Origin of the sequence: Kitasatospora sp. MAP5-34 (assembly GCF_029894335.1) — a bacterium.
In the GTDB taxonomy this organism is placed as follows: Bacteria; Actinomycetota; Actinomycetes; order Streptomycetales; family Streptomycetaceae; genus Kitasatospora.
Window position 1 is genome coordinate 47377 of record NZ_JARXZC010000035.1, and the last position, 22314, is coordinate 69690.

At 72.5% G+C, this 22314-nt stretch carries 17 protein-coding genes; 6 read left to right on the plus strand and 11 right to left on the minus strand.

Annotated features, from left to right (window positions below; genetic code table 11):
• Positions 1-145: 145 nt before the first annotated feature.
• The 7 genes from P3T29_RS24850 to asnB all read right to left on the minus strand — a co-directional run bounded on the left by P3T29_RS24850 (position 146) and on the right by asnB (position 11848).
• Entirely contained in the window at positions 146-874 is a 729-nt protein-coding gene (locus P3T29_RS24850) for a glutamine amidotransferase (protein WP_280718870.1), read from the minus strand.
• A 212-nt stretch (positions 875-1086) separates the two neighbouring features.
• Positions 1087-2349 (minus strand): MurT ligase domain-containing protein, encoded by a 1263-nt coding sequence (locus P3T29_RS24855; protein WP_280718837.1) that lies wholly within the window; start codon positions 2347-2349, stop codon positions 1087-1089.
• Positions 2350-2578: 229 nt separating this feature from the next.
• Positions 2579-3964, minus strand: a complete 1386-nt coding sequence (locus P3T29_RS24860) for a GNAT family N-acetyltransferase (RefSeq protein WP_280718838.1) — start codon at positions 3962-3964, stop codon at positions 2579-2581.
• A 108-nt stretch (positions 3965-4072) separates the two neighbouring features.
• Entirely contained in the window at positions 4073-5545 is a 1473-nt protein-coding gene (locus tag P3T29_RS24865) for a pyridoxal-dependent decarboxylase (RefSeq protein ID WP_280718839.1), read from the minus strand.
• Positions 5546-5608: 63 nt separating this feature from the next.
• Positions 5609-8527, minus strand: coding sequence for a type 2 lanthipeptide synthetase LanM family protein (locus P3T29_RS24870; RefSeq protein WP_280718840.1), 2919 nt, complete (start codon positions 8525-8527; stop codon positions 5609-5611).
• A gap of 65 nt (positions 8528-8592) precedes the next feature.
• Positions 8593-9690 (minus strand): hypothetical protein, encoded by a 1098-nt coding sequence (locus tag P3T29_RS24875; RefSeq protein WP_280718841.1) that lies wholly within the window; start codon positions 9688-9690, stop codon positions 8593-8595.
• Positions 9691-9997: 307 nt separating this feature from the next.
• On the minus strand, positions 9998-11848 hold the full coding sequence (gene asnB / locus P3T29_RS24880; protein WP_280718842.1) for an asparagine synthase (glutamine-hydrolyzing): 1851 nt from the start codon (positions 11846-11848) through the stop codon (positions 9998-10000).
• Between the two features lie 151 nt (positions 11849-11999).
• Here asnB and P3T29_RS24885 point away from each other — a divergent pair, with 151 nt between their 5' ends.
• The 4 genes from P3T29_RS24885 to P3T29_RS24900 all read left to right on the plus strand — a co-directional run bounded on the left by P3T29_RS24885 (position 12000) and on the right by P3T29_RS24900 (position 15687).
• The gene (locus P3T29_RS24885; protein WP_280718843.1) at positions 12000-12275 is read left to right on the plus strand and encodes a hypothetical protein; all 276 of its coding nucleotides are present in this window, start codon (positions 12000-12002) and stop codon (positions 12273-12275) included.
• A gap of 76 nt (positions 12276-12351) precedes the next feature.
• Positions 12352-14178 carry a glutamine--fructose-6-phosphate transaminase (isomerizing) gene (gene glmS, locus P3T29_RS24890; protein ID WP_280718844.1) on the plus strand — a complete coding sequence of 609 codons (1827 nt, stop codon included), beginning with the start codon at positions 12352-12354 and terminating at the stop codon, positions 14176-14178.
• Between the two features lie 104 nt (positions 14179-14282).
• A complete protein-coding gene (locus P3T29_RS24895; protein ID WP_280718845.1) occupies positions 14283-14939 on the plus strand; it encodes an NAD(P)-binding domain-containing protein in 657 nt (218 codons plus the stop codon).
• Between the two features lie 4 nt (positions 14940-14943).
• Positions 14944-15687 (plus strand): PIG-L family deacetylase, encoded by a 744-nt coding sequence (locus tag P3T29_RS24900; RefSeq protein WP_280718846.1) that lies wholly within the window; start codon positions 14944-14946, stop codon positions 15685-15687.
• Between the two features lie 184 nt (positions 15688-15871).
• Here P3T29_RS24900 and P3T29_RS24905 read toward each other — a convergent pair whose 3' ends face one another.
• The 3 genes from P3T29_RS24905 to P3T29_RS24915 form a co-directional block, all read right to left on the minus strand.
• Positions 15872-16063, minus strand: a complete 192-nt coding sequence (locus tag P3T29_RS24905) for a DUF1918 domain-containing protein (protein ID WP_280718847.1) — start codon at positions 16061-16063, stop codon at positions 15872-15874.
• A 163-nt stretch (positions 16064-16226) separates the two neighbouring features.
• On the minus strand, positions 16227-16925 hold the full coding sequence (locus P3T29_RS24910) for a TetR/AcrR family transcriptional regulator (RefSeq protein ID WP_280718848.1): 699 nt from the start codon (positions 16923-16925) through the stop codon (positions 16227-16229).
• A 156-nt stretch (positions 16926-17081) separates the two neighbouring features.
• A complete protein-coding gene (locus tag P3T29_RS24915; RefSeq protein WP_280718849.1) occupies positions 17082-18548 on the minus strand; it encodes a hypothetical protein in 1467 nt (488 codons plus the stop codon).
• Positions 18549-18865: 317 nt separating this feature from the next.
• Between P3T29_RS24915 and P3T29_RS24920 the strand changes: the two genes are divergently transcribed.
• Entirely contained in the window at positions 18866-19207 is a 342-nt protein-coding gene (locus P3T29_RS24920; protein WP_280718871.1) for a hypothetical protein, read from the plus strand.
• Between the two features lie 45 nt (positions 19208-19252).
• Here P3T29_RS24920 and P3T29_RS24925 read toward each other — a convergent pair whose 3' ends face one another.
• Positions 19253-20539: a sensor histidine kinase gene (locus P3T29_RS24925; RefSeq protein ID WP_280718850.1), complete on the minus strand. Its 1287-nt coding sequence runs from the start codon at positions 20537-20539 to the stop codon at positions 19253-19255.
• Positions 20540-20822: 283 nt separating this feature from the next.
• Between P3T29_RS24925 and P3T29_RS24930 the strand changes: the two genes are divergently transcribed.
• On the plus strand, positions 20823-22172 hold the full coding sequence (locus P3T29_RS24930) for an erythromycin esterase family protein (RefSeq protein WP_280718851.1): 1350 nt from the start codon (positions 20823-20825) through the stop codon (positions 22170-22172).
• The last annotated feature ends 142 nt before the right edge of the window (positions 22173-22314 follow it).

The window sequence follows — 22314 nt, forward strand, 5'->3', positions numbered from 1 at the left end:
CCCGCGCGGAACTGCGGCTGGACACCGGGGAGGGTGTGCGTCCAGCTTCCCTATTGTCGTACGGATTGTGGCTCCTGGGCACCGGCTGCCCGCCATGCGGTCAGGTCAGCCGGTGTCCGTCCAGGATCTCAGTACCCGGGAGGGGTCAGGCGGGCTGGCGGGTGGCGTTGATCCGCTCGGTGCGCAGCGCGTCGTACCAGGTGGTGTCGGCCGGCGGGAGCGCGTTCACGTCCAGCGCCAGCTTGATCAGCATGTCGGCGACGGCGGGGTTGCGGGCCATCACCGGCCCGTGCAGGTAGGTGCCGAAGACGGTGTCCCGCCAGGCGCCCTCGGTGCCGTCGCCGGTGCCGTTGCCCCGGCCGGTCTGGACGGTGGCCAGCGGCGCGACGCCCTGGCCCAGGTGCGTGACGCCCTGGTGGTTCTCGAAGCCGGTCAGCTGCGGCAGGCCGAGCCGGGGGTCGACCTCGGCGAGCACGTCGCCGACGCAGCGACCGCCCTCGCCACGGGTGGACCAGACGTCGAGCAGGCCGAGGCCCGGCTCGCGCTCGCCCAGGTCGTTGATGAACTCGTGGCCCAGGATCTGGTAGCCGGCGCAGACCGAGAAGATGATCGCACCGTTCTCGGCGGCCCGGACCAGGCCGGTGTCGGCGCGCAGCCGCTCAGCCGCGAGCCGCTGCGGGCGGTCCTCACCGCCGCCGATCAGGTAGATGTCACCACTGGTGGGGACGGCCTGGTCGGAGCGGACGTCGATCCGCTGCACACCGAGCCCGCGCTGACGGGCCCGGCGCTCGACGACCAGCGCGTTGCCCCGGTCGCCGTAGGTGCTGAGCAGGTCCGGGTAGACCCAGACCAGCCGCAGGTTGCTGTCGTTCATCCGCGAGGCCCTTCCGTACGACTGCTGCTGCTGGTGCGGCTGCGGCGCGGCGTACTGCTGGGAGTGTTCGTACTGCTGGGGCTGACTGTGCTGGGGCTGACTGTGCTGGGGCTGACTCTGGTGGGGCTGACTCTGGTGGGGCTGCCCGCTGTTCGGCTGGCCGTAGGGGGGCTGACCGTTGTACGGCTGGGGAGGCTGAGGGGGGAAGGACATCAGTTGGCCACCGCCTTTCGCAGCTGCTGGAACGCGGTGTAGTTGGCGATCGCCTCGATCCGTCCGGGCGGGGCCATCTGGACGGCCTGCTCCAGGGTGTCGACCACGTGGAACTGCAGTCCGGCGACCTCCAGGCGTACCGCGAGGTCCAGCTTGCGCTGGCCCATCACGAAGACCGGGTGGCCCGCCAGGCGTTCGTAGTCCACGTCCCAGAGCCAGGAGGTGTCGGTGCCGTCCGCGTCCATCGCGTTCACCGACAGCACCACCGGCGCGGGCGGCTGGTCGATCAGCGAGAAGGTCTCCAGCCAGCCGGCCGGGTTCTTGGCCAGCAGCAGCCGGACGTCGCGGCCCAGGTACGAGACCACGTCGTAGCGGCCGGCCACCGCCGTCACCGCCTGCATCCGCTGCAGCGCGACCTGCGGGGCGACGCCGAAGACGGCCGCCACGGCGGCCGAGCTGGTGGCGTTGGCCAGGTTGGCGCGGCCCGGCAGCTGGAGCGTGATCGGCCAGGCGCCACGCTGCGGGTCGATCACGTGGGTGCCCTGGAGCGCCCAGTGCGGCTGGGGGCGGCGGAAACCGCAGTCCTGGCAGAACCAGTCGTCCCCGGGACGCTGCATCACACCACCGCAGGACGGGCAGGACCAGGCGTCCTCCTTCCACGCCTGACCGGCGGCCACCCAGACCACCTTCCGGCAGGAGGAGGCGGCCCAGGTCACCAGCGGGTCGTCCGCGTTGGCGATGATCACGGCGTCGCTGTCCTTGAGACCCTCGCGCCACTTCTCGGCCATCATCCGCGTCTCGGCGGCGCGGTCCAGCTGGTCGCGCGAGAGGTTCAGCAGCGCTATGGCCTTGGGGTTGGTGTCGCGGGCGACCCCGGCGAGGTACTTCTCGTCGACCTCGATCACGCCGAACTTGGCGTCCGAGCCGCCCGCCAGCGCGGAGGTGATGCCGGCGGGCATGTTGGCGCCCAGCGCATTGGAGACGACGGGGCCTGCGGCGCCCAGCGCCTCGGCGATCAGCCGGGTGGTGGTGGTCTTGCCGTTGGTCGCGCTGACCAGGACCACGTCGAGGTGCTCGGCGAGGGTCGCCAGCAGGTCGGGGTCCAGCTTGAGGGCGACCTTGCCGCCGATCACCGAGCCACTGCCACGGCCGGCCTTCTGCGAGAGGGCGGCGGCCATCCGGCCGGCCGTCACGGCGAGCTTGGCGCGGGCGGGCAGCGAGGCGTCGCGTACGGCCGCGGCTTCCGAATCGGTGCCTGGCATGCTCAGTGGTTCCTCCTTGCTGCGGCGCCCTCCGGGGGTTCGTGAGAACCCTTCGGGGGGCGGGGACGGGGGCCAGCCTACCCACTCCATCCTCCGGCACCGATTTCCGGACCCCTGGTGAGGCGGAACTTGTGCTGTCACGGCAACCAGATCAGGGGTGCGCAGTTCCCCCGCGCCCCTGATCTGGTTGCCCGGTTGCGTACGTGCACCCAAAGTGCTGGTGGTGCGTCTACTGGCCCGGGCCGGTGGGCCAGGGGGTGGGGAGTTGGTCAGCGGCCTCGGCGAGGTGGGCGGTGATGACCAGGGTGCCGTTCTCGACCTGGTGGTCGAGGGGGGCGCCGAGCCGCCGCATGGTGGAGATCAGGCCGGTGTTGGAGGCGTGGGTGACGGCGTAGACCGTCTGGACGCCCGCCTCCAGGGCCAGTGCGGCCATCCGGCGCAGCAGGTCGAAGCCGAGTCCGCGCCGCTGCCAGTCGTCCTCGACCAGCAGGGCGACCTCCGCGCTGTCGTCGTCCCAGATCAGGTGGGCCAGCGCGACGATCCGCCCGTTCGGCGCCTCCACCGCGAGGGTCTGCCCGTGCCGGGGGTCGAGCAGGTGCTCGAGGTAGCGGTCGGCGTCGTTGACCGGGCCGTGGTAGCGCTTGCGCAGGGCCTCGGGGGAGCAGCGGTGGTGCATGGCGAGCGCCGCAGCGTGGTCGTCCGCGTCGGCCCGGCGGACGGTCAGGTCGGCTCCGGCGGGCAGGCTCAGCCGGGCTTCGACGTTGGGGATGCGCGGGCCGAGCAGGGCGTCCAGCTCGACCAGCTTCCGGGCCCGGGCGAACTCGGTCGGGGTGAAGGGCAGGTGCGGCCTGGTCAGTTCGATCAGGTCGCCGGACGGCGCCGGCAGCCGCATCACGTGGCCGTCGAACCCGGCGGTGCCCCGCGCCGCGCCGCCCGGGTACTGCCGGATGGTGCAGCGTCCGAACAACTGCCGCAGCGCGACGGGCAACTCGGCGGCGTCCAGTGCCGTCCGGGTGGCCAGGGCCAGTACGTGGGTGGGCTCGTCCACCAGGTCGTGCGCGTCGGCCGGGTCGGTCCAGATGTCCAGGCCCCCGGCGGCGGCCACCGTGGCCGCGAGTTCGGCCCGGGTGAGGCCGAGGGGCGCGCGGACCAGGAACTCGTCCACGGTGCCGGTCGGCAGCGGGTGGGCCTGCAGCGAGATGATGTTGATCTCCCGCCCGGCGAAGGCGGTGCAGATCCGGGCCAGGCTGCCGGGGGAGTCGGCGACGGTGGTACGGATCCGCCAGAGTGCGGTCTCCTGGTAGTCGCGCAGCGGTCCGGTCACCTCGGCCTCCCCGGGTGGGCCGGTCGGCTCGGGGGCGGGTGGTCCGTGCGGGTGGCGGTGTGCCCACCAGGAGTGGAAGAGCGCCGTGGCCATGAGCGCGAGCGCCGAGGCGACCAGCAGCACCGGGCCGTCGTGCCCGTGCACCACGACGTTGGCGACCAGATCGGCCAGCGCGACGGCGACGAAGACGGCGGCGAGTTCGGTGGAATCCCGGCGCCAGTGGTGCGCGCGGGCGCTGCGCCGCTGGGCGCGGGAGGGAGTGGCGGGCTGGGAGTCAGGGAATCTGTCCATAGGAGCATGGTGTCGCTCCGGTGTTTCGCGATCACGAATCCCCCGTGACCTGTTGGTAAATGTCTCAGGTTAGTCTCCGAACGACTTCAGCCGACCGGAGGCGGACCGTCAAGTACCGGATCGACATTCCGTCAGAGCGGTTCCGGCCGAGCGTACTTCGGCCAGCAGCAGTTCGAGGTCGGCCTCGGTGGCGGAGGCGTTCAGCAGGCAGGCCCGGAGCATCTCCCGGCCCTCGAACAGCGCGCCCGTGACGAACACCCTGCCGCGCAGCTGCACCGCCACCGGCAGCTCCCGGTTGACAGCGTTCACGGTCTCCTCGTCCGCGCCGGCCGGCCGCAGGCGGAAGGCGACGATGGAGGTCCGGACCGGCGCGAGCAGCTCCAAGTCGGGCGCGGCGTCGACCAGTTCGCCGAGCCGTCGGGCCAGTGCGGTGCACCGGGCGATGTCGGCGGCGAGGCCGTCCCGGCCCCGGTGGGCGATGGTCGCCCAGACCTTCAGCGAGCGGAACGGGCGGGTCTGCTCCAGGCCGTACTCGGAGAACCACCCGAGCGCGCCCGCCGCCTCGTCGCGCAGGTAGGAGGGGACGAGGCTGAAGGTGCCGCGCAGCTCGTCGGTGTCGCGGACCAGCGCGCACCCGCAGTCGACGGGCACCCCGAGCCACTTGTGCGGGTCCAGCGCGAGCGAGTCGGCGCGGTCCATCCCGGCGTACCGGTGGGCGATGACCGGGTCCAGCACGCCGAAGGCGCCGTACGCGCCGTCCACGTGCAGCCAGAGCCGCTCTGCGGCGCAGAGGTCGGCGATCGGGTCGAAGGCGTCCACCGCGCCGGTGCCGACCGTGCCGGCCGAGGCGACGACCAGGAAGGGCAGCAGCCCGGCGGCGCGGTCCTCGGCGACGACGGCGGCCAGCGCGGTGACGTCGAGGCGGCCGTCGGAGTCGCTGCCGACGGTCCGCAGGTGCCTGCTGCCCAGTCCGAGCAGCTCGACCGCCTTGCGGACGCAGGAGTGCGTCTCGGCGGTGGCGTACGTGACCAGGGGCGGCAGGGCTGTGAGGCCCTGCTCGCGAATGTCCACGCCGGCCAGCCGGGCGGCGCGGGTCCGGGCGGCGGCGAGGCAGAGGATGGTGGCCATCGAGGTGCCGGAGGTGAGGATGCCGCCGCCGGGCGGGTGCGGGAAGCCGACCAGCTCGGCGATCCAGCGGACCACGGCCCGCTCCAGGTGGACGTCCGCGTGGTCGCCGCCGGCCGAGCTGGGGTTCATCGCGGCGGCGGCCAGGGTGGCGAGCACCCCGGCGGGGGCAGGGGCGGAGTTGACCCAGCCGAAGAAGCGCGGGTGGCCGTTGCCCATCGGCGCGGGCAGCACCTCGGCGGCGATCACGTCCAGCAGCCCGGCCAGCGGCGTGCCGTCGGCCGGCAGCGGCGCGTCCAGCAGCGCCTGCCGCACGGCGGGGTCCGTCGGCTGCCAGACCGGGCGCCCGGGGAGCGCGTCGAGGTAGTCGGAGACCAGCTCGGCGGTGGTGTGGGCGGCGCTGCGGAAGTCGTCGGGGGCAGCGGAGGGGGCAGACGAGGGGGAGGAGGCGCTCATGGTGCTGCTCCAGCGGTGTCGGCCGGGGGCGCGGCGTCCTCGGCGCACCGGATTGGCCTGATCCTAGAGCGTCCCCCGGTCCGCTCGGAGGCCGGAGTCCAATCGGAGGACCGAAGGGACCTGGTCGGCGAAACCGATTCGGAGCAGCCCGTACCCGATACCGGCCAGCCCGTACAGCAGACCGGGGTCGGCGAGGCCGCCGGGCGTCCCGCAGTGCGGGCCCTCCTGTTCGAGGACGGCCAGCAGCGCACCGGCCCGTTCGGTCGTCCCGGCGGCGTCCCCGAGCGAATCCAGGACGCCCAGTTCGCCGTGGCAGAGGCTGTGGTCGGCCAGCGGTCCGGTCCGCAGGACCGTCCCGACGGCCCGCTCCGCGAAGGCCGCGAGCCGGGGGTCGGCCAGCGCGGCCGGGCTGTCGGTGACGGCCAGGGCGAGCCCCGGCAGCCCCTCGCACCAGGAGAAGCCCGTCGCGGAGGCAGTGGCGGCCCGGCCGGTCGTCGCGCTGTGCAGTGCCGCCAGCCCGGCCCGCTCGTACTGCGCGCCGCCGCCGGCCGCCGCGTACCTGAGCAGGGCCCAGCCGGCCCCGGCCGGTCCGGCGGCGAAGCCGGGCCCGCCGGGCAGCGGCTCCCTGGTGAGCCGTTCCGCGCACAGCCCGGCACCCCGCCAGGCCGTGGCGGAGCCGGTGGACCGGTGTACGGCGAGCAGCGCCGCGAGACCCCCGGCGGCTCCGGCCAGCAGGCCGGACTCGTGCTCCGCCTCGGCCGCCGCGACGGCCAGTTCCGTCGCCGGGTCGATCCAGCTGCGGACCTCGGCGTCGTCGAGGGCCGCAGCCGTCTCGGTGAGTCCGTAGAGGACACCACCGAGGCCGGCGAAGCCGCCCGAGCCGAGATCGCCGAGGTCGGCACGGTTCTCGGCGAATCCGGAGAGCAGGTCCGGCACCGGCCGCAGCGAGGCGCGGGCCACCTCGGCGTACGAGTCCGCGCCGGTGAGCCGGGCCAGCCGGGCGAGGAACAGGGCCGTACCGGTGTAGCCGCTGCCCAGATCGGCGCCGAGCGGCCGGAGCCGCCAGTACCGGTCGCCGAGCAGTTCGAGGCCGAGCCAGTTGGCCCGGGCGGGAGACCTAGGGCGGCGGCTGCGGTGTGCCAGCTCGACGAGTCGGTCGCCGATGCGGCGGGCGGCGGCGAGCAGCCGCTCCTGGTCCGGGGCCGGCCCGCCGGCTCCCCGGGGGGAGACGAGGCCCGTCCCGTGCGCGGGCCCGGTGGCCCGGCCCGCCATCGCGGCCCGGATGATCCACTCCTGGGCGGCGCGGTCCGCCGGGCCCATCGCGCCGACCTTGGCGCAGGCGCGGGACAGGCCCGACCGGTCCAGCGCGCCGGGTATCCGGCGTCCCGTGCCGTTCCAGAGGTCCACCGAGCCCGGCCGCGCCGAGAAGAGGGGGACGTCCCCGGCCCACAGTTCGGCGAGTTCGTGGTCGACCAGCCCGGGTCGGCCGCCGGCGCCGAGTTGGTCCGTCCGCAGCAGGCCGAGGATCTCGTCCCGGTCCGCCGCGTCCCGCATGAGATCGGGGTGGGTGGACTCGTCGAGCAGGGTCGCGTACACCTGGGTGGCCCGGGGGACCACCCGGACCGCGTCGTCGGCGAACCGTCGCAGCAGGCCCTGCGGGCCGGTCAGGTCGTCCCGGTGGTCGGTGACTGCCTGGTACCCGGCCCGGAAACCGGCTGCCAGCGACTCGGTGTACCTCGCCGGATCGGCGTCCCGCCCGTCGAGCCTGGGCCGGTTCGACGCCCCCGACGTGCTGCCCGTCCGGCGGACGGCGTGCATCTCGTCGGTCCCGGACGCCTCCCAGCACAGCCTCTCGAACGGCGAACGGGCCCCCGCGTCGCCACCGAGACCCGAGGCGTCCAGCGCCGCTTCGTCACCGATCAGCAGGTACGGCAGCAGACCGATCCGATGGACCGACGCGGCCAGCGCGAGCAGGGCGGGGTCCGGGTCGGTCTCGGCGGGCGCGGGCGGGTGGAAGAGCGTCTCGGCGTCGACCAGGACGGGTTCGTCCCCGTGCGCGATCAGGTTCTCCAGGTGCAGGTCGGTGCCGTCCAGCGCGTGCATCAGGGCCAGCAGAGCGCCCTGGCGCCGGTAGAAGCGGTCCAGCTGCTCCTCCGTCGTACAGGGCGCCGCCGGGACGAACTCCAGCCAGCCGTAGCCGTCCCCGGCCAGCAGCGCCGGGAGGCGCAGCGCGGGTGAGCCGGACCGGGGGTTGTACCAGTCGATCAGCTCGGCGAGATGACGGTGGACGGTGAGCGGGCGCGGTTTGTACACCACGCGGGACCCGTCGGCGAACCGCAGGATCGCGACGCTGCGGCCGCCGCCGTGGGTGTCGCCGACGGCGGTGTCGACCGCGACCAGCGGGCCGGGGTCCTGTGCGGCGAGCAGGGCCCTGACCAGGTCGGCGCGGTCGGCGGCGAACCGGCCGAGCAGCTCGGTCAGGGCCTCGGCGGCGGACAGGCAGCTCCGGCCCAGCAGCCGGGCCAGCACCGGGTACTCGGTGAGCAGCGCGGACAGGCCGTGGCGCCGGGAGGTGACGGCGAGGAAGTCGCGGAAGCGGGCCGACGGGGTGTCACCGGAGAGCCGGCCCTCGACCCGGGCCACGTTGAGCTCCAGGACGAGGGTACGGGCGGCGGTCCGGCCCAGGGCGGCCGCCAGTCGATCGGTGAACTCCGACCGGATCGAGGGGTCGGTGCTGCTCGGCAGCCTCGCGCCAGCCGCCTCGGCGAACGGCGCGAGCAGCCGGGCGAAGCCGGTCGTCCCCGGCCACTCCGTACGGTCCGTCAGGTCCGCACGGGGACCGGACGGCACGGCCGCCAGCACCTGCTCCACGAACGCGGCCCACTCAGGCCGCCGCTCGCAGGGCAGCTCGGCTGCGGGCAGGCCCCGCAGCCACCAGCTCTCGGGCGCTGCGGCGGCGGTGCGTGTGGTTGTGGTGATCACAGCGCAGAGCGTGTCATTCGGCGTCCGGCGGTACAAGGGACAAGCTCTGGCTGCCCGTTCCGCTGTCAGTCCAGGCTGTTGGAGAGCCCGCCCGCTGTCCGGCAGTAGCCCGCGATCTCCGGGTTGGTGATCTGGGAGCAGAGCCGGGCCGGCGCGCCGGGATCGGTGAAGTTGACCGTGTAGTAGCTCATCAGACCGGAGGTGCAGGCCTGCCGGTGCTTGGCGTCGGCGCCGGTGGCGCACTGGTCGGCGGCCCAGTTCACCCGGTCCAGGTTGTACTTCATGGTGCGTGAGCCGACGCCCCGGCTGCAGTCGATGTCGCCGCCGGTGGGCTGGGCGGCCAGGCACCACTTGAGGGCGCCCGCGAAGACCTCGGGGTGGGCGGCGTAGTCGTGCGAGCTCAGGTAGAAGGTCGGGGCGTAGAAGTAGCAGGCCGACTGGAAGAGCGGAGGCTGCTCCGGGCACGGGTACAGCGGTTCGGCGGCCAGCTTGTCGGCGGGCAGGTTGGCCTTGGCCTTCTCGTCCTCCTCGTCCGGGCCGAAGAGCTGCATGAACAGGCCCTCGGAGCAGGTGATCCGCCGGCTGTCGGTGGGGAACTTGTTGCAGAGATCGCGGGCCTTCGCCACGTCCTGTTTGGCGACGAACATGGTGCCGTGGCCGACGCCGTGGATGCACGGGCCCTTGTTGGCGGGCGCGCAGAGCTTCAGCAGGTCCGACTCCGGGTCCTTGGAGGCGTTGAGCATCTCCTCGACGGCGCCGTGCAGGTAGCCCGCCGCGCAGGTCTCGTGCGGGAAGGAGATGACCTTCTCGAAGTCCTCGTGGTAGCGCTTGACGGCGGCGTGGCCGAGTTCGTGCGCGATCGGGTGGCAGAACCGGACGGTGTAGGGCTGCTTCTTGGTGATGCGGTCCAGGTCCGCCAGGGCCACGCCCGGGTCGGTGGCGTCCATCTCGGCCATCAGCTTGTTGCGCAGGGTACTGCGCGTCCACACCGCAGGATCGCCGGTCGGGGTGGCGGAGGCGCTCCGGGCGGCCGTCCGGGCGGCCGGGGCGGACCCCGCCGAGGGGGCGTTCCCCGGTGGGGTCCACCGGGTCACCGTCGCCGCCCCGAGCCCGAGGATGCCGAGCAGGGCGGCGGCGATGATCGCGAAGACTCGCGGTTGCATGACGGTGGTCCCCCGACAGTTCGCTTCGGATGGGTGTTGGACCGGCCGGCAATTGGGGGCGTCGCACCCGCCCCCAATTGCCGGCCGGTCTTACTTCCCATCCTGGCGGTTTCGGGTCGAAATGCGCGGTCTGTGACCGCCATCCGGGAAGTGTCGGGTCCGCTGCGCGGTCGCCGGCCTGGTCAACGAAGCGGGCGGCTCCCGGTCACCGGTCGTACACCTACCGAGGTCGCCCCGGAGTGACCGCCGGCCGGCCGCGAGCGGGTGCCCAGGGGGCATCCGGTCCCGGCCGGCCGGCGGAGCGGCCTCAGATCTGCAGCGACACGTTGTAGTCGCGGAGCCAGGCGTCCAGGTCGAGGGCGACCTCGATGCCGAGGCGGGCCGCCTGCGGGTCGGCGTCCGGGGTGAGCGCGTCGGCGACCGTCCGGGCGTTGAGCAGGCCGTGCACCGGGGAGTCCGGTTGGCCGGCCAGGGCGGCCAGCTCGCTCTGCAGGATGCGGGCGTAGCCCGGGTCCTGGGTGCTCGGGTACGGGCTCTTGACCCGGTCGGCCACGGCGGCGGGCAGCACGTCGCGGACGGCGGCGCGCAGCAGGCTCTTCTCCCGCCCGTCGAAGGTCTTCATCGACCACGGCGTGTTGAAGACGTACTGCACCAGTCGGTGGTCGCAGAACGGCACCCGGACCTCCAGCCCGGAGGCCATGCTCAGCCGGTCCTTGCGGTCCAGCAGGATCCGGACGAACCGGGTCAGGTTGACGTAGCTGAGCTCGCGCATCCGGCGCTCGACCGGGTCGACCCCCTCCAGGTACGGCACCTCGGCGATCGCCTCGTGGTAGCGGTCGGCCTGGTAGCCCGGCAGGTCGAGCTTGGCGAGCAGGTCGGGGGAGAGCAGCCCCTCGCGCGGGGCGATGCCGGGGCCGGCCAGCGAGGTCATCGCCGCCACCCACGGGAACGCCTGGGTGGCGACGGCCTCCGGGTCGTGGAACCAGCGGTAGCCGCCGAAGAGTTCGTCCGCCGACTCGCCCGAGAGCGCCACCGTGGAGTGCTGCCGGATGCCCTTGAAGAGCAGCAGCATCGAGGTGTCCATGTCGCCGAAGCCGGTCGGCAGGTCGCGCGCGTGCAGCACGGCGCGGCGGTACTCGGGTGCCATCAGCGAGGCGGCGTCCAGCTCGATGGTGCTGTGGTCGGCGCCGACGTGGTCGGCCAGCAGCCGGGCGAACGGCCCGTCCGGGGTGCCGCGCAGCTCGTCGGGGCGGAAGTTCTCGGTCTGGCCGGGGAAGTCGACGTCGAAGGAGCGCACCGCGCCGTGGCCGCCCTCCCGCAGGCTCTTGGCGGCCAGCGCGGTGATCGCGCTGGAGTCCAGCCCGCCGGAGAGCAGCGAGCAGAGCGGGACGTCGGAGATCAGCTGGCGCTGCACGATGTCGTCCAGCAGCGAGCGGATGGTGGCGATGGTGGTGTCGAGGTCGTCGGTGTGCTCCCGGGCCTCCAGGGCCCAGTACCGGTGCTTGGTCAGCCCCTCGCGGCGGACCCGGACGAGGTGTCCGGGCTCGACCTCCGCCAGGCCGCGGTAGATCGCGTGGCCGGGTGTCTTGGTCATGGCGAGCAGTTCGCGCAGCCCGTCCAGGTCGACGCTGGCCGGTACGTCCGGGTGGGCGAGGACGGCCTTGGCCTCGGAGCCGAAGAGCACGCCGTCCGGCGTCCGGTAGTAGTAGAGCGGCTTGACGCCCATCCGGTCGCGGACCAGCAGCAGCTCCTCGGCGCGGGCGTCCCAGATCGCGAAGGCGAACATGCCGTTCAGCCGGTCGACGAAGCTGCGGCCCCACTCGAGGTAGGCGTGCAGCACGACCTCGGTGTCGCTCCTGGTGCGGAAGCGGTGCCCGGCGGCTTCCAGCTCGGTGCGCAGCTCCTGGTAGTTGTAGACCTCACCGGTGTAGGTGAGGGAGGCCAGCAGACGGCCGTCCTCCTCGACGATCATCGGCTGCTTGCCGCCGTCGAGGTCGATCACGGCGAGCCGTCGGTGGCCCAGTGCGGCGTGCGGCTGGAGGTGCACACCGCCCGCGTCCGGGCCCCGGCAGGCCATCGTCTCCGTCATCAGGTCGAGTGTCCTGCGCTCGTTGGTCAGATCGCGATCGAATGCGACCCAGCCCGTCAGTCCGCACATGTAATAGCCCCCAGCATCTCGTTTGTGTGTCGATATGATCACGCTACGCGCCGGTAGGGTGGAGATCAAGAGGGCCGAATGCCGCAATCCGTGCCCGATTTCGGGCAGGATTCTTGGATTTCTGCTGGCGCGGCGCCTAGAGTCCCCTCTCGTGTCCGCCTCACCGCACCCTCACGAAGACCTGCTCGCCCACCTCACCCGCATCAGCCCGCTCGGGCCCCGGGAGGCGGCGCGGGTGGTCGCGGAGGTGCTGGCGTACTTCGCCGAACCGACCGAGGAGTACGTCCGCCGCCGCCACGGCGAGCTGCAGGCACGCGGCCTCACCAACGAGAAGATCTTCGCCCGGATCGGCACCGAACTCGCCGCCCGCCGGGTCGCCGCACCGGTCCTGTCCACCCGCCAGCTGCGCCGGATCGTCTACGGCTGAGCGGTCCCGGCCGGCTTGACCCATGCCCGATCCGTATGAAGAACCGCCTGTACGAAGACCTGAAGGAGCCCCACCCATGTGCGGAATCGTCGCCTACATCGGGCCCAAGGACGCGACCACCTTCCTCCTGGAGGGCCTGCAGAGGCTCGAGTACCGGGGGTACGACTCGGCGGGCATCGCCGTCGCGGGCAAGGGCGGCACGCTCAAGGTCTGCAAGGTCAAGGGCCGGGTGGCGGACCTGGCCGCCGCCGTACCGCCGAGGTTCAAGGGAGTGACGGGCATCGGTCACACCCGCTGGGCCACCCACGGTGAGCCCAGTGACGCCAACGCCCACCCGCACACGGACAACACCGGCCGGATCGCCGTCGTCCACAACGGCATCATCGAGAACGCCGACGAGCTGCGCGCCCGCCTCCTCGCCGACGGCGCCGTCTTCACCTCCGAGACCGACACCGAGGTGCTCGGCCACCTGATCGCCGCCCACGCGGTCGAGGGCACCGAGCTGGAGGACGCCGTCCGCGCCGCGCTCGCCCATGTGGTGGGTACGTACGGCATCGCCGTCCTCGACGCCACCCAGCCCGACCGGATCGTGGTCGCGCGCAACGGCAGCCCGATCGTGCTCGGCATCGGCGAGAAGGAGATGTTCGTCGCCTCCGACGTCGCGGCCCTGGTCCGCTACACCCGCCAGGTCGTCCACCTGGAGGACGGCGAGCTGGCCACCGTCCGCGCCGACGGCTTCCGCACCTTCACCGAGGACGCGCGGACGGTGACCCGCCAGCCGTCCACGGTCGACTGGGAGATCGCCTCCTACGACACCGCCGGGTACGAGCACTTCCTGCTCAAGGAGATCCACGAGCAGCCCTCGGCCGTGGAGCGGACCCTGAGCGGCCGGCTCGACGAGCGGTTCGCCACCGCCCACCTGGGCGGCCTCAACCTGGACGCCCGGGAGCTGCGCGAGATCCGCCGGGTGAAGATCCTCGGCTGCGGCTCGGCGTACTACGCGGGCGAGATGGGCGCCCAGCTGATCGAGGAGCTGGCCCGGATCCCCGCGCACAGCGAGCCGGCCTCCGAGTTCCGCTACCGCAACCCGGTGATCGAGGCCGACACGCTGTACGTCGCCGTCAGCCAGTCCGGCGAAACGTACGACACGCTGGCCGCCGTCCAGGAGATCAAGCGCAAGGGCGGGCGGGTGCTGGGTGTGGTCAACACCGTCGGCAGCGCGATCGCCCGGGAGTGCGACGGCGGCATCTACCTGCACGCCGGGCCGGAGATCTCGGTCGCCTCCACCAAGGCGTTCACCTCCACCGTGATCGCCTTCGCCCTGCTCGCCCTGCACTTCGGGCGGATCCACGACCTCTCGCCCGCCGACGGCCGCCGGATCGTGGCCGGGCTCAAGGCGCTGCCCGGCCAGATCCGCGAGATCCTCGCGGGCGAGGAGGAGATCGCAAAGCTCGCCGCCGAGTACGCGGGCAGCGCGGGCATGATGTTCATCGGCCGGGTGCGCGGTTACCCCGTCGCCCGCGAGGGCGCGCAGAAGCTCAAGGAGATCTCCTACGTGCACGCCGAGGCGTACCCGGCGAGCGAGCTCAAGCACGGACCGCTGGCGCTGATCAGCCCCGAGTTGCCGACCGTCGCCCTCGTCCCCGACGACGAGCTGCTCGACAAGAACCTCACCACCCTCGGCGAGATCAAGGCCCGCTCCGGACGCGTCCTCGCCATCGGCCACCGCGCCCCCGAGGCCAAGCTCGCCGACCACTCGATCCTGATCCCCAAGAGCGAGCCCGAACTCGACCCGCTGCTCCTCAACATCCCGCTCCAGCTGCTCGCCTACCACGCGGCGGTCGCGCTGGAGCGCGACGTCGACAAGCCCCGCAACCTCGCCAAGAGCGTGACCGTCGAGTAGGCCGCCCCGTCGGCCAACCTCAGTTGGCTGAGCCTGTCGGTCAATTGACTGAGTGTCAGTTAGCATGCGGTGACGAGGGCCGCGCTGCGAACGGGAGACGAGCGATGCGATTCGGGATCATCGGGACGGGCACCGTCGGCCGGACTCTGGCGGGCAAGCTGATCGCGCTCGGGCACGAGGTGACGCTCGGCTCGCGGACCAAGGACAACACCGGCGCGCTCGCCTGGGCCGAGCAGGCGGGCGCGCGCGGACACTGCGGTACGTTCGCGGACGCCGCCGCGTTCGGCGAGGTGGTGATCAACGCGACCTCCGGGACGGTCTCGCTTCAGGCGCTGCGCGCCGCGGGCGCCGAGCAGCTCGCCGGGAAGGTGCTGCTCGACGTCTCCAACCCGCTGGTCTTCTCACCCACCGGCGAGCTGACTCTCGACCCGGTCAACACCGACAGTGTCGGCGAGCAGATCCAACGGGAGTTCCCGGACACGCGGGTGGTCAAGGGCCTGAACACCGTGAACGCCATGGTGATGGTGGACCCGCGCCGGGTGCCCGGGCAGCACAACCTCTTCATCGCCGGCGAGGACGTCGAGGCGAAGGCGCAGGTGACGGCGGTGCTGGAGCAGTTCGGCTGGCCGGCCGGCTCGGTGCTCGACCTCGGCGGGATCGCGGCGGCGCGCGGCATGGAGATGCTGATGCCGTTCTGGCTGCGGCTGATGGGTCACTTCGGCCATGCGGACTTCAACTACTCGATCAGGACAGCGGAGTGAGAACGTGACAGAGCAGGCAGCGCCGCCGCTTCTCCCCCTGGACGAGGACTGGGAGTCCGCCCTCGCCGTCGTCGCCCACCCCGACGACCTGGAGTACGGCGCGGCGGCGGCGATCGCCCGCTGGACGGCCCAGGGCAAGCGCATCGGCTACGTGATGGTGACCAGCGGTGAGGCCGGTATCGACTCGCTGGAGCCGGAGAAGTGCCGGACCGTCCGCGAGTCCGAAGAGCTCGCCTCGGCGGCGCTGGTCGGGGTGGACGTGGTGGAGTTCCTCGGCCACCCCGACGGAGTGGTGGAGTACGGGCCGCGCCTGCGCCGGGACATCGCGCGTACCGTGCGCCGGCACCGCCCCGAGATCGTGATCACCACCAACTTCCGTGACACCTACGGCGGGGTCTTCCCCAACCAGGCCGACCACATCGCGGTCGGCCGGGCCACCCTGGACGCCGTCCGGGACGCCGGCAACCGCTGGGTCTTCCGCGAGCTGACGGCCGAGGGCCACCAGCCGTGGGGCGGGGTGCGCCAGGTCTGGGCGGCGGGCTCGCCCGACGCCCGGCACGCCGTGGACACCACCGACCACTTCGCCGCCGGGGTCGTCTCGCTGCAGGCGCACAAGGCGTACCTGAAGGGCCTCGGCGGCGATCCGGCCAACGTGGCGGCCTTCCTGGAGCCGATGGCCCGGGCGGCGGGCGAGGGGCTCGGCGTCCGCTACGCGTCGTCGTTCGAGGTGTTCTCGCTGCGGTTCTGACCCTGGCTTCGAGCACCAGAACGGTCTGCCCCGGGGCCGGGACGCCGCAGTTGTCCAGGAACACCAAGGCCCCCACCGCCGGATACCCGTAGTTCTCCAGCAGTGGGGTGAGGTGGGCCGGCGGCCCTGGCAGCGGCGGGGGTGGGGGCAAGGATGCCTCCCGGGCAAGCGGGAGGGGCGTGGGCTACCGCTGCTGCTGGCGCTCGATGACGGTGTCCGGTCCGGGGTAGATCAGCCCCTCGTGACCGTCCTCGAAGTGGACGAGGTAGGGCGGCTCGCCGTCGGCGCCCCGCACTTCGGTGATCTCGCCCCTGCGGTCCGCCATACCCACCGACTTGCTGTGGATGTGGATCTGGTCGCCTACCGTGGCTTGCATGTCTGCTCCTCCGAGAGCGAGGGCCGCGTCGGCGGACCTGCCGTCCGCCGCCGTGCGGGAGGGTCGGTCCCGTCTCCACTGTGCGGCGCCGCCGCTCCGGCCGCAATGGGACGGCTGGGAGCCGTGGGAGCTGCGGGGGAGCAGCGGGGGGATCAGACCGGGATCAGGCCGGGTCCTGGTCGGCGAGGTAGCAGCGGAGCAGGCGCTTGCACTCGGCGATCATGGTCGGGTCGCCGTCCGGATCGATCCGGAAGGCCAGTTTGAGAACGGCGTCGGCGCACTCCAGTGCGACCCGCAGGGCCAGCGGGAAGCCCTCGGAGCCGAACATCGCCCCGCCCAGGACCCGCAGCCGGACCGCCACAGCCTCGTTGTTGTCGAGCTCGGCGTCGAGCAGGTGCTCGGGGTCGCTGGGCTCGGCCGACTCTGCCGGGTCCGTCGGGGCCGTTCCTTCGGCCGGAAGGCGGTCCACCAGCCCGAAGTCGACCTGGCCGAAGCCGGGCACGGTCCGCTTCATCGCGACGAACTCCTCGACGGCGAGGTCGACGAACCCGGCCACGCCCTGCGGGTTCTCGGCCTCGATGCGGCGGGCGAGCCGGTCCAGGTAGCGGTCCAGGTTCCGGGCGGCGAGCGCGGCGAGCAGGCTCTCCTTGCCGGAGAAGAACTGGTAGAGGGTGCCGATCGGCACCCGCGCGCGCTGCGCCACCTCCTTCGTGGTGAGCGCGCCGGCCCCGACCTCGTCGAGCAGGCCCGCACTGGCGTCGAGGAGGCGTTCGTACCGCTCCAGACTGCGCCGCTGCACCGGCCGTCGCCGGGGTGCGCTGGTGCCGACGGCCTGTTCGGGCCCGGCTGTCTCCGCCTTCATGCGCCCACTGTGCCGCATCGGGTGTTCCGGGCGCGAATCACCAACATGAGTAGATCTCAGGTATCTCGAAAGCTACTCCCGGGCCAACTCCGGCCGGCCCGAAACCGGTAACCCAGCGGCCCGCCGAAAGCTGTCGGCGTGGCGAACCGATCCGGCTCAGAGTGGCGTGCTCCCGGAGCCGGGCGCCGGCGTGTGCACGGACCCCGTCTCCGGAGCGGCGTCGAGGAACTCCCGGACGGCGAAGGCGGCCAGCACGGCGACGGCGATCCAGGTCACCACGGCCGCTGACGGGTAGCTCCAGGTGAAGAGCACGACCGCCGCCACCAGCAGGATCGCGGCTCCGATCCAGCGCTTGAAGCGGTGGACGAAGCCGCCGACCGGTCCAAGTCCCATCCCGTGCGAGGTGAGCACCTCGCGGACGGCCCCGACGCCCCTGCGGCAGGCGGTCCGCAGCGCGACCGCGACCCGTGAGGGGCCGATCAGGAACGCTCCGAGCGCTGTGATCACCGCCAACGCCCCGACGCTGCGCACACTCGCGCGCATGAACCGGATGAGCGCGTCGTACACCGCCCCGGCGGCCGCCTGGGACGCGCCGGGGGGCAGGTGGTCGAGGTAGAAGGACCGGAACACCGTGAGGACGATGCCGGTCAGCAGCATGGCGGCGGCCACGCCGAGGGCGGCGCCGACCAGTGCTCTCCGTCGGTTCGCGGCCAGGAACACCCCGGCAGCGGCGATCAGCACAGTGATCACCGGGAGCCAGTTGCCGATGATCTCCAGCAGGCGGAAGTACCCCTTGACTTTGCCGATGTCCTTCGAGGCGAACACGACGATGTCGGTGTGGACGTTCGGGATCTTCGCGGCGGCGCCGAAGCCGGAGCTCACCAGTTGGTCCTTGACCCGGGCGACAATCGGCCCGATGTCGACGGTGACCTGGTTGTTGTTCAGCGAGACCGCGCCCCCGCCCTGGCCGGTCAAGGCCTTGGTCATGGCGGCGTGTCCGGCCCGGTTCGCGTCGACCCACAGCGTCTCGAACGCGCTGCTGGAGACGAACTGGTGCACGGTCGTGCTGACGAGATCTGTCAGGCCGCTGGTGATCGGCCCGCTCAGGCCGTTGATCAGACCGGCGGCCTGGGGCGGGACGCCCCGCTGCGCGGCGGCGTCGGACAGCTGTTTCACCAGGCCCTTGACGTCGATCTGGTCCAGGACCGCCGTGGTGACGCGGCCGGTGACCGCGTCCTGTACATCGGGGTTGGAGGCCAGCGGGGCGACCGTCTGCACGTACCGGTCGGTGTTGCCGACGATGTCACTCGTCCAGACCGCGATCACCGACAGCAGTGACAGGACGGCGGCCAGGATGATCAGCACGACCGCGCCCGAGGTCCGCAGGCGGTGCTTCTGGCCGGGCTGCGGCGTGGCGCTCTCGAGCGCCGCGAGCCGCCGCCGCAGCTCGTCGACCTCGCCCGCCCCCGCCGCCGAGGGCTGTTCCGGTCCGGTCGACCGGGCCGCCGGGGGCGCCTGGTCGGGCGGGGGCTGACCCGGTGATCCGGTCTGGGGAGGCGGACCGTCGGCCGGCTCCCGGTGGCCTGCCTCCTCCGGCTCCGGCTCGGACGTGCCTGAGGCCATCGCGCACTCTCCCTGGGTCGGACCCTTCGTCCAGCTCGGCGGTCACGTAGTCCGCCGTCCCAGGAGATACTCAAAGTGCTCGGCCCACCACCGGGAGTGTGCGTACGAGTGGGGCCGGTGCGGCGCGCGAAGTCGGCGCCGCCGTGGAACGCTGGATTGAGAGCCGCCGGCCAGTCTGCCCGGCAGGCCGGACGGTTCCCCTGACCAGGGAGGCCCGTATGGCCAGTAACCTCAACCAACCGCCGGCCGGGAGCGTCAGCCCAGGCGGCACGCGGCATGTCCTGAGATCCGGCTGGACCGTCCTCGCGGCGGCGCTGATGATCTTCGGTGGTGCCATGGCGATCTTCGAGGGTATCGCCGCCATCGCCAAGGACGATCTGTTCGTCACCACGGCGCACTACGTGTTCCGGTTCAGCCTGACCAGCTGGGGCTGGATCCACCTTGTCCTGGGCATCGTCGTCCTGCTGGCCGGCTTCGCGCTGATCGGCGGAGCGCTGTGGGCCCGGGCCGTCGGCGTCGTGCTCGCCGGTCTGAGCCTGCTCGCCAACTTCCTCTGGCTGCCGTACTACCCGTTCTGGGCCATCGTGCTGATTGCCGTGGACATCTTCATCATCTGGGCACTCTGTGCCGGGACCGTTCAGGAGCCCGGCCAATTCTGAGGAGTCGTCAGCTGGGTTGCCGACAGCCGGGGCAGGAGGCGGGCTTCACGAGCTGCGCCCTGGGCTCGTCAGGGGCAGCTCCTCCCCGTCGACGCTTTCGGCCGGGCCGAGCGGCAGGCTGGCCGCGACGCGGAACCCGCCCTCTGCCAGCGGCCCGGCCGCCAGGCTGCCGCCGTGCAGCGCGGCCCGCTCCCGCATGCCGATCAGACCGTACCCGCCGCGCTGCCTGCCCGATCCCGGGGTTGCGACCGCGCCGCTGTGACCGTGCGACCGGCCGGAGCCGTTGTCGCTGACCTTCACGGTGACCGACTGCGGCCGGTAGGTCAGCTCGACCCGGGCGCTGGCCGGGCCGGCGTGCTTGCGGGCGTTGGTGAGCGACTCCTGGACGATCCGGAAGACGGCCAGGTCGGTGGTCGGGGGCAGCGGGCGCGCCGTGCCGTGGACGGTGAACTCGGTGGGCAGGCCGGCCAGCCGCGACTCGTCGACGATCCGTTCGAGGTCGGCGGTGCCGGGTTGGGGCGCGGCCGGGATGACCTCGCGCTCGTCGTCGGCCCGTAGGACGTCGAGCAACTGGCGCATCTCGCGCAGCGCCAGGCGGCCGGAGCTCTCCAGTGTCATCAGGGCCTCGCGCACCACCTCGGTGTCGCCGCCCAGGTTGGCCCGGGCGCCGCCGGCCATCAGCTGCATGGTGGTGATGTGGTGGGCCACGATATCGTGCAACTCCCTTGCGATCCGCCGCCGTTCCTCTGCCACCGCGCGCTCCGCCAGCAACCGGCGCCGGGCCTCGACCTCGCGCTGCCAGCGGTTGAGCACGGCGCCTGTGCCGACCACCAGCACACTCGCCAGCAGGCCGCCCAGGAGGTCCGCCCCGTTCAGGCTCAGGCGCGGCCCGCGGCTGGTCACCGCGACAAGGGCGGCGGTCAGCCCGGCCGGCACGGCGACCGCGAGCGGGCGGTGGCGGGTGACGGCGAACAGCGCCACCGCCGTGGTGCAGGGGAAGTGGTGCGACAGCGGCGCGCTCAGGTTCAGGACCAGGTTCCCGGCCAGCACCCCGGCCAGGACCGCGAGCGGGTGACGGTGCCGGACCGGCAGCGGCAGCGCCGTCACCACACAGAGCACCAGCCCCAGGAGGCCGGGCGGCCGGTTGTCGTCCAGGCTCGTCATCGCGTAGCCGAACAGGTCCATGACGGCCGAACCGGCAGCCACCAGCGCGTCGTTGCGGGTCCAGGGAGAGTCGGCGCCCGGCTCGTCGGGTGCCTGCGGCGCCTGCGGTGTGCGCGGTGCGTTCGGTCCGTGCGGTGCGTCCGGCGGCAGCGGTCGGCGCATCGCCATGCTGGTGGTTCTCCTCTGCGGATGTCTGCGGCGGCCCGCGCCCCGGGCCCTGCCCGGTGCGCCGCAACCGGCGTGCGCGAACCATTCTTCCACCGCTCCGCCGCCGACCACTCGGACCGGAGGCGGAGCCCGGGGTGGGACCAGGGTCCTGGTCCCACCCCTCCGATGGACCCCGGTCCCCCGCGCGTTCTCGTCCCGGGCTCGGACGAGAACGCACCGGCCGGGTGATGGGCTGGAGACCGGCCGGGAATCCCCGGCAACTTTTCTGGCCCAGGAGGCGCTTGTGACCGAGAAGCTGACGATACGGCGACGCCCGCTGCTGCTGGCGGCCGCGGCCACTGTGGGGGCGCTGCTGGCTCCCACGCCGGCCTGCGCGGACCAGAAGACCCTGGCGATGCCTGCCGGCCAGGACCCGGTCCACGCCCTCGAGCGGGCGGCCCACCCGCTGCGGTCGACGGAACCGGGGCCGGACACCGCCGACCTGCGACCCCTGGGGGCGATGATCGGCGACGCCACGGTGGTGGGCCTGGGCGAGGCCACGCACGGGTCGCACGAGTTCTTCACCCTGAAGGAGCGGGTCTTCCGGTATCTCGTCGAGGAGAAGGGCTTCACCACCTTCGCCCTGGAGATCGGCTGGCCGTCGGGACTGCTGCTCGACGAGTATGTCCAGAGCGGCCGAGGGGACGCGCGTCAGGTCGTGCAGGAGGCCCTGGGCGGATCGCCGTTCGGGCGGGAGGAGTTCCTGCATCTGATCGAGTGGATGCGCGGCCACAACCGGCGCTGCCCCGGCCGCCGGGTCCACTTCATGGGTGACGACGTCGGTGCTCCCAGGGTGGGCGACGACTTCTTCGAGCGGGTGACGGGCTACGTCGGCCGGCACCACCCGCAGCTGCTGCCGCGCTTCACCGAGCTCTACACCGGCCTGCGCCCCCTCGACGACGCCATCGCCTACATGGGCGGACCGCTGGCGGAGCGGCAGCGGCTGGCGGCCAACGCCCAGCAGGCCCTGGAGCTGCTGGAAGGCCAATGGGGTGCGGACGGCGAGGAGTTCGAGTGGACGGTGCAGCACGCCCGGTCCATCGCGCAGACCGCCGCGTTCCTCGCCTACGACTTCGACGACTCCAAGACGCAGGCCGCCGCAATGCTCTACCGCGACCGGCTGATGGCCGAGAACGTCGCCTGGTGGCAGCGACACACCGGTGACCGGATGCTGCTGTCGGCGCACGACGGGCATGTGGGATATGTGACCGCCGAGCCCGAGAACTACCCGAAGGTGCAGGGCGCGTTCCTGCGCGAGACGCTCGGTAAGGCCTACCTCGCGATCGGAACCACCTTCGACCAGGGCTCCTTCCTGTCGGAGGACAAGAGCCTCGACGGCCCGTGGAAGAAGTTCAGGGTGGACGCGGCCGCTCCCGGCAGCAACGAGTACACCCTTGACCAGGTCCGCTACCCCGACTACTTCCTCGACACCCGCAGCGCCCCGGCTACGGCCCGCGCCTGGCTGGACACCGCCCGCCCCACTCGCCAGATCGGCACCGAATACCCCTGCCCACTCGACAACATCGCGATCGGTTCGTCCTACGACGTCCTCATCCACCTCCACCGCGTACGGGAGGCCGACATGCTGCGGTGAACCCGCCTGGCGGGAGCGGGTAGAAGCCGAAACCGAGCCGGGAAGTAGGTGGCTTGGTGAGCCTGGAGGTGGTGATGAAGGCCAACACTGTCTGCCAGGCGACGGATGTGTTCCGTTCGGCTGTTGTGGGAAGGCAGCGGAC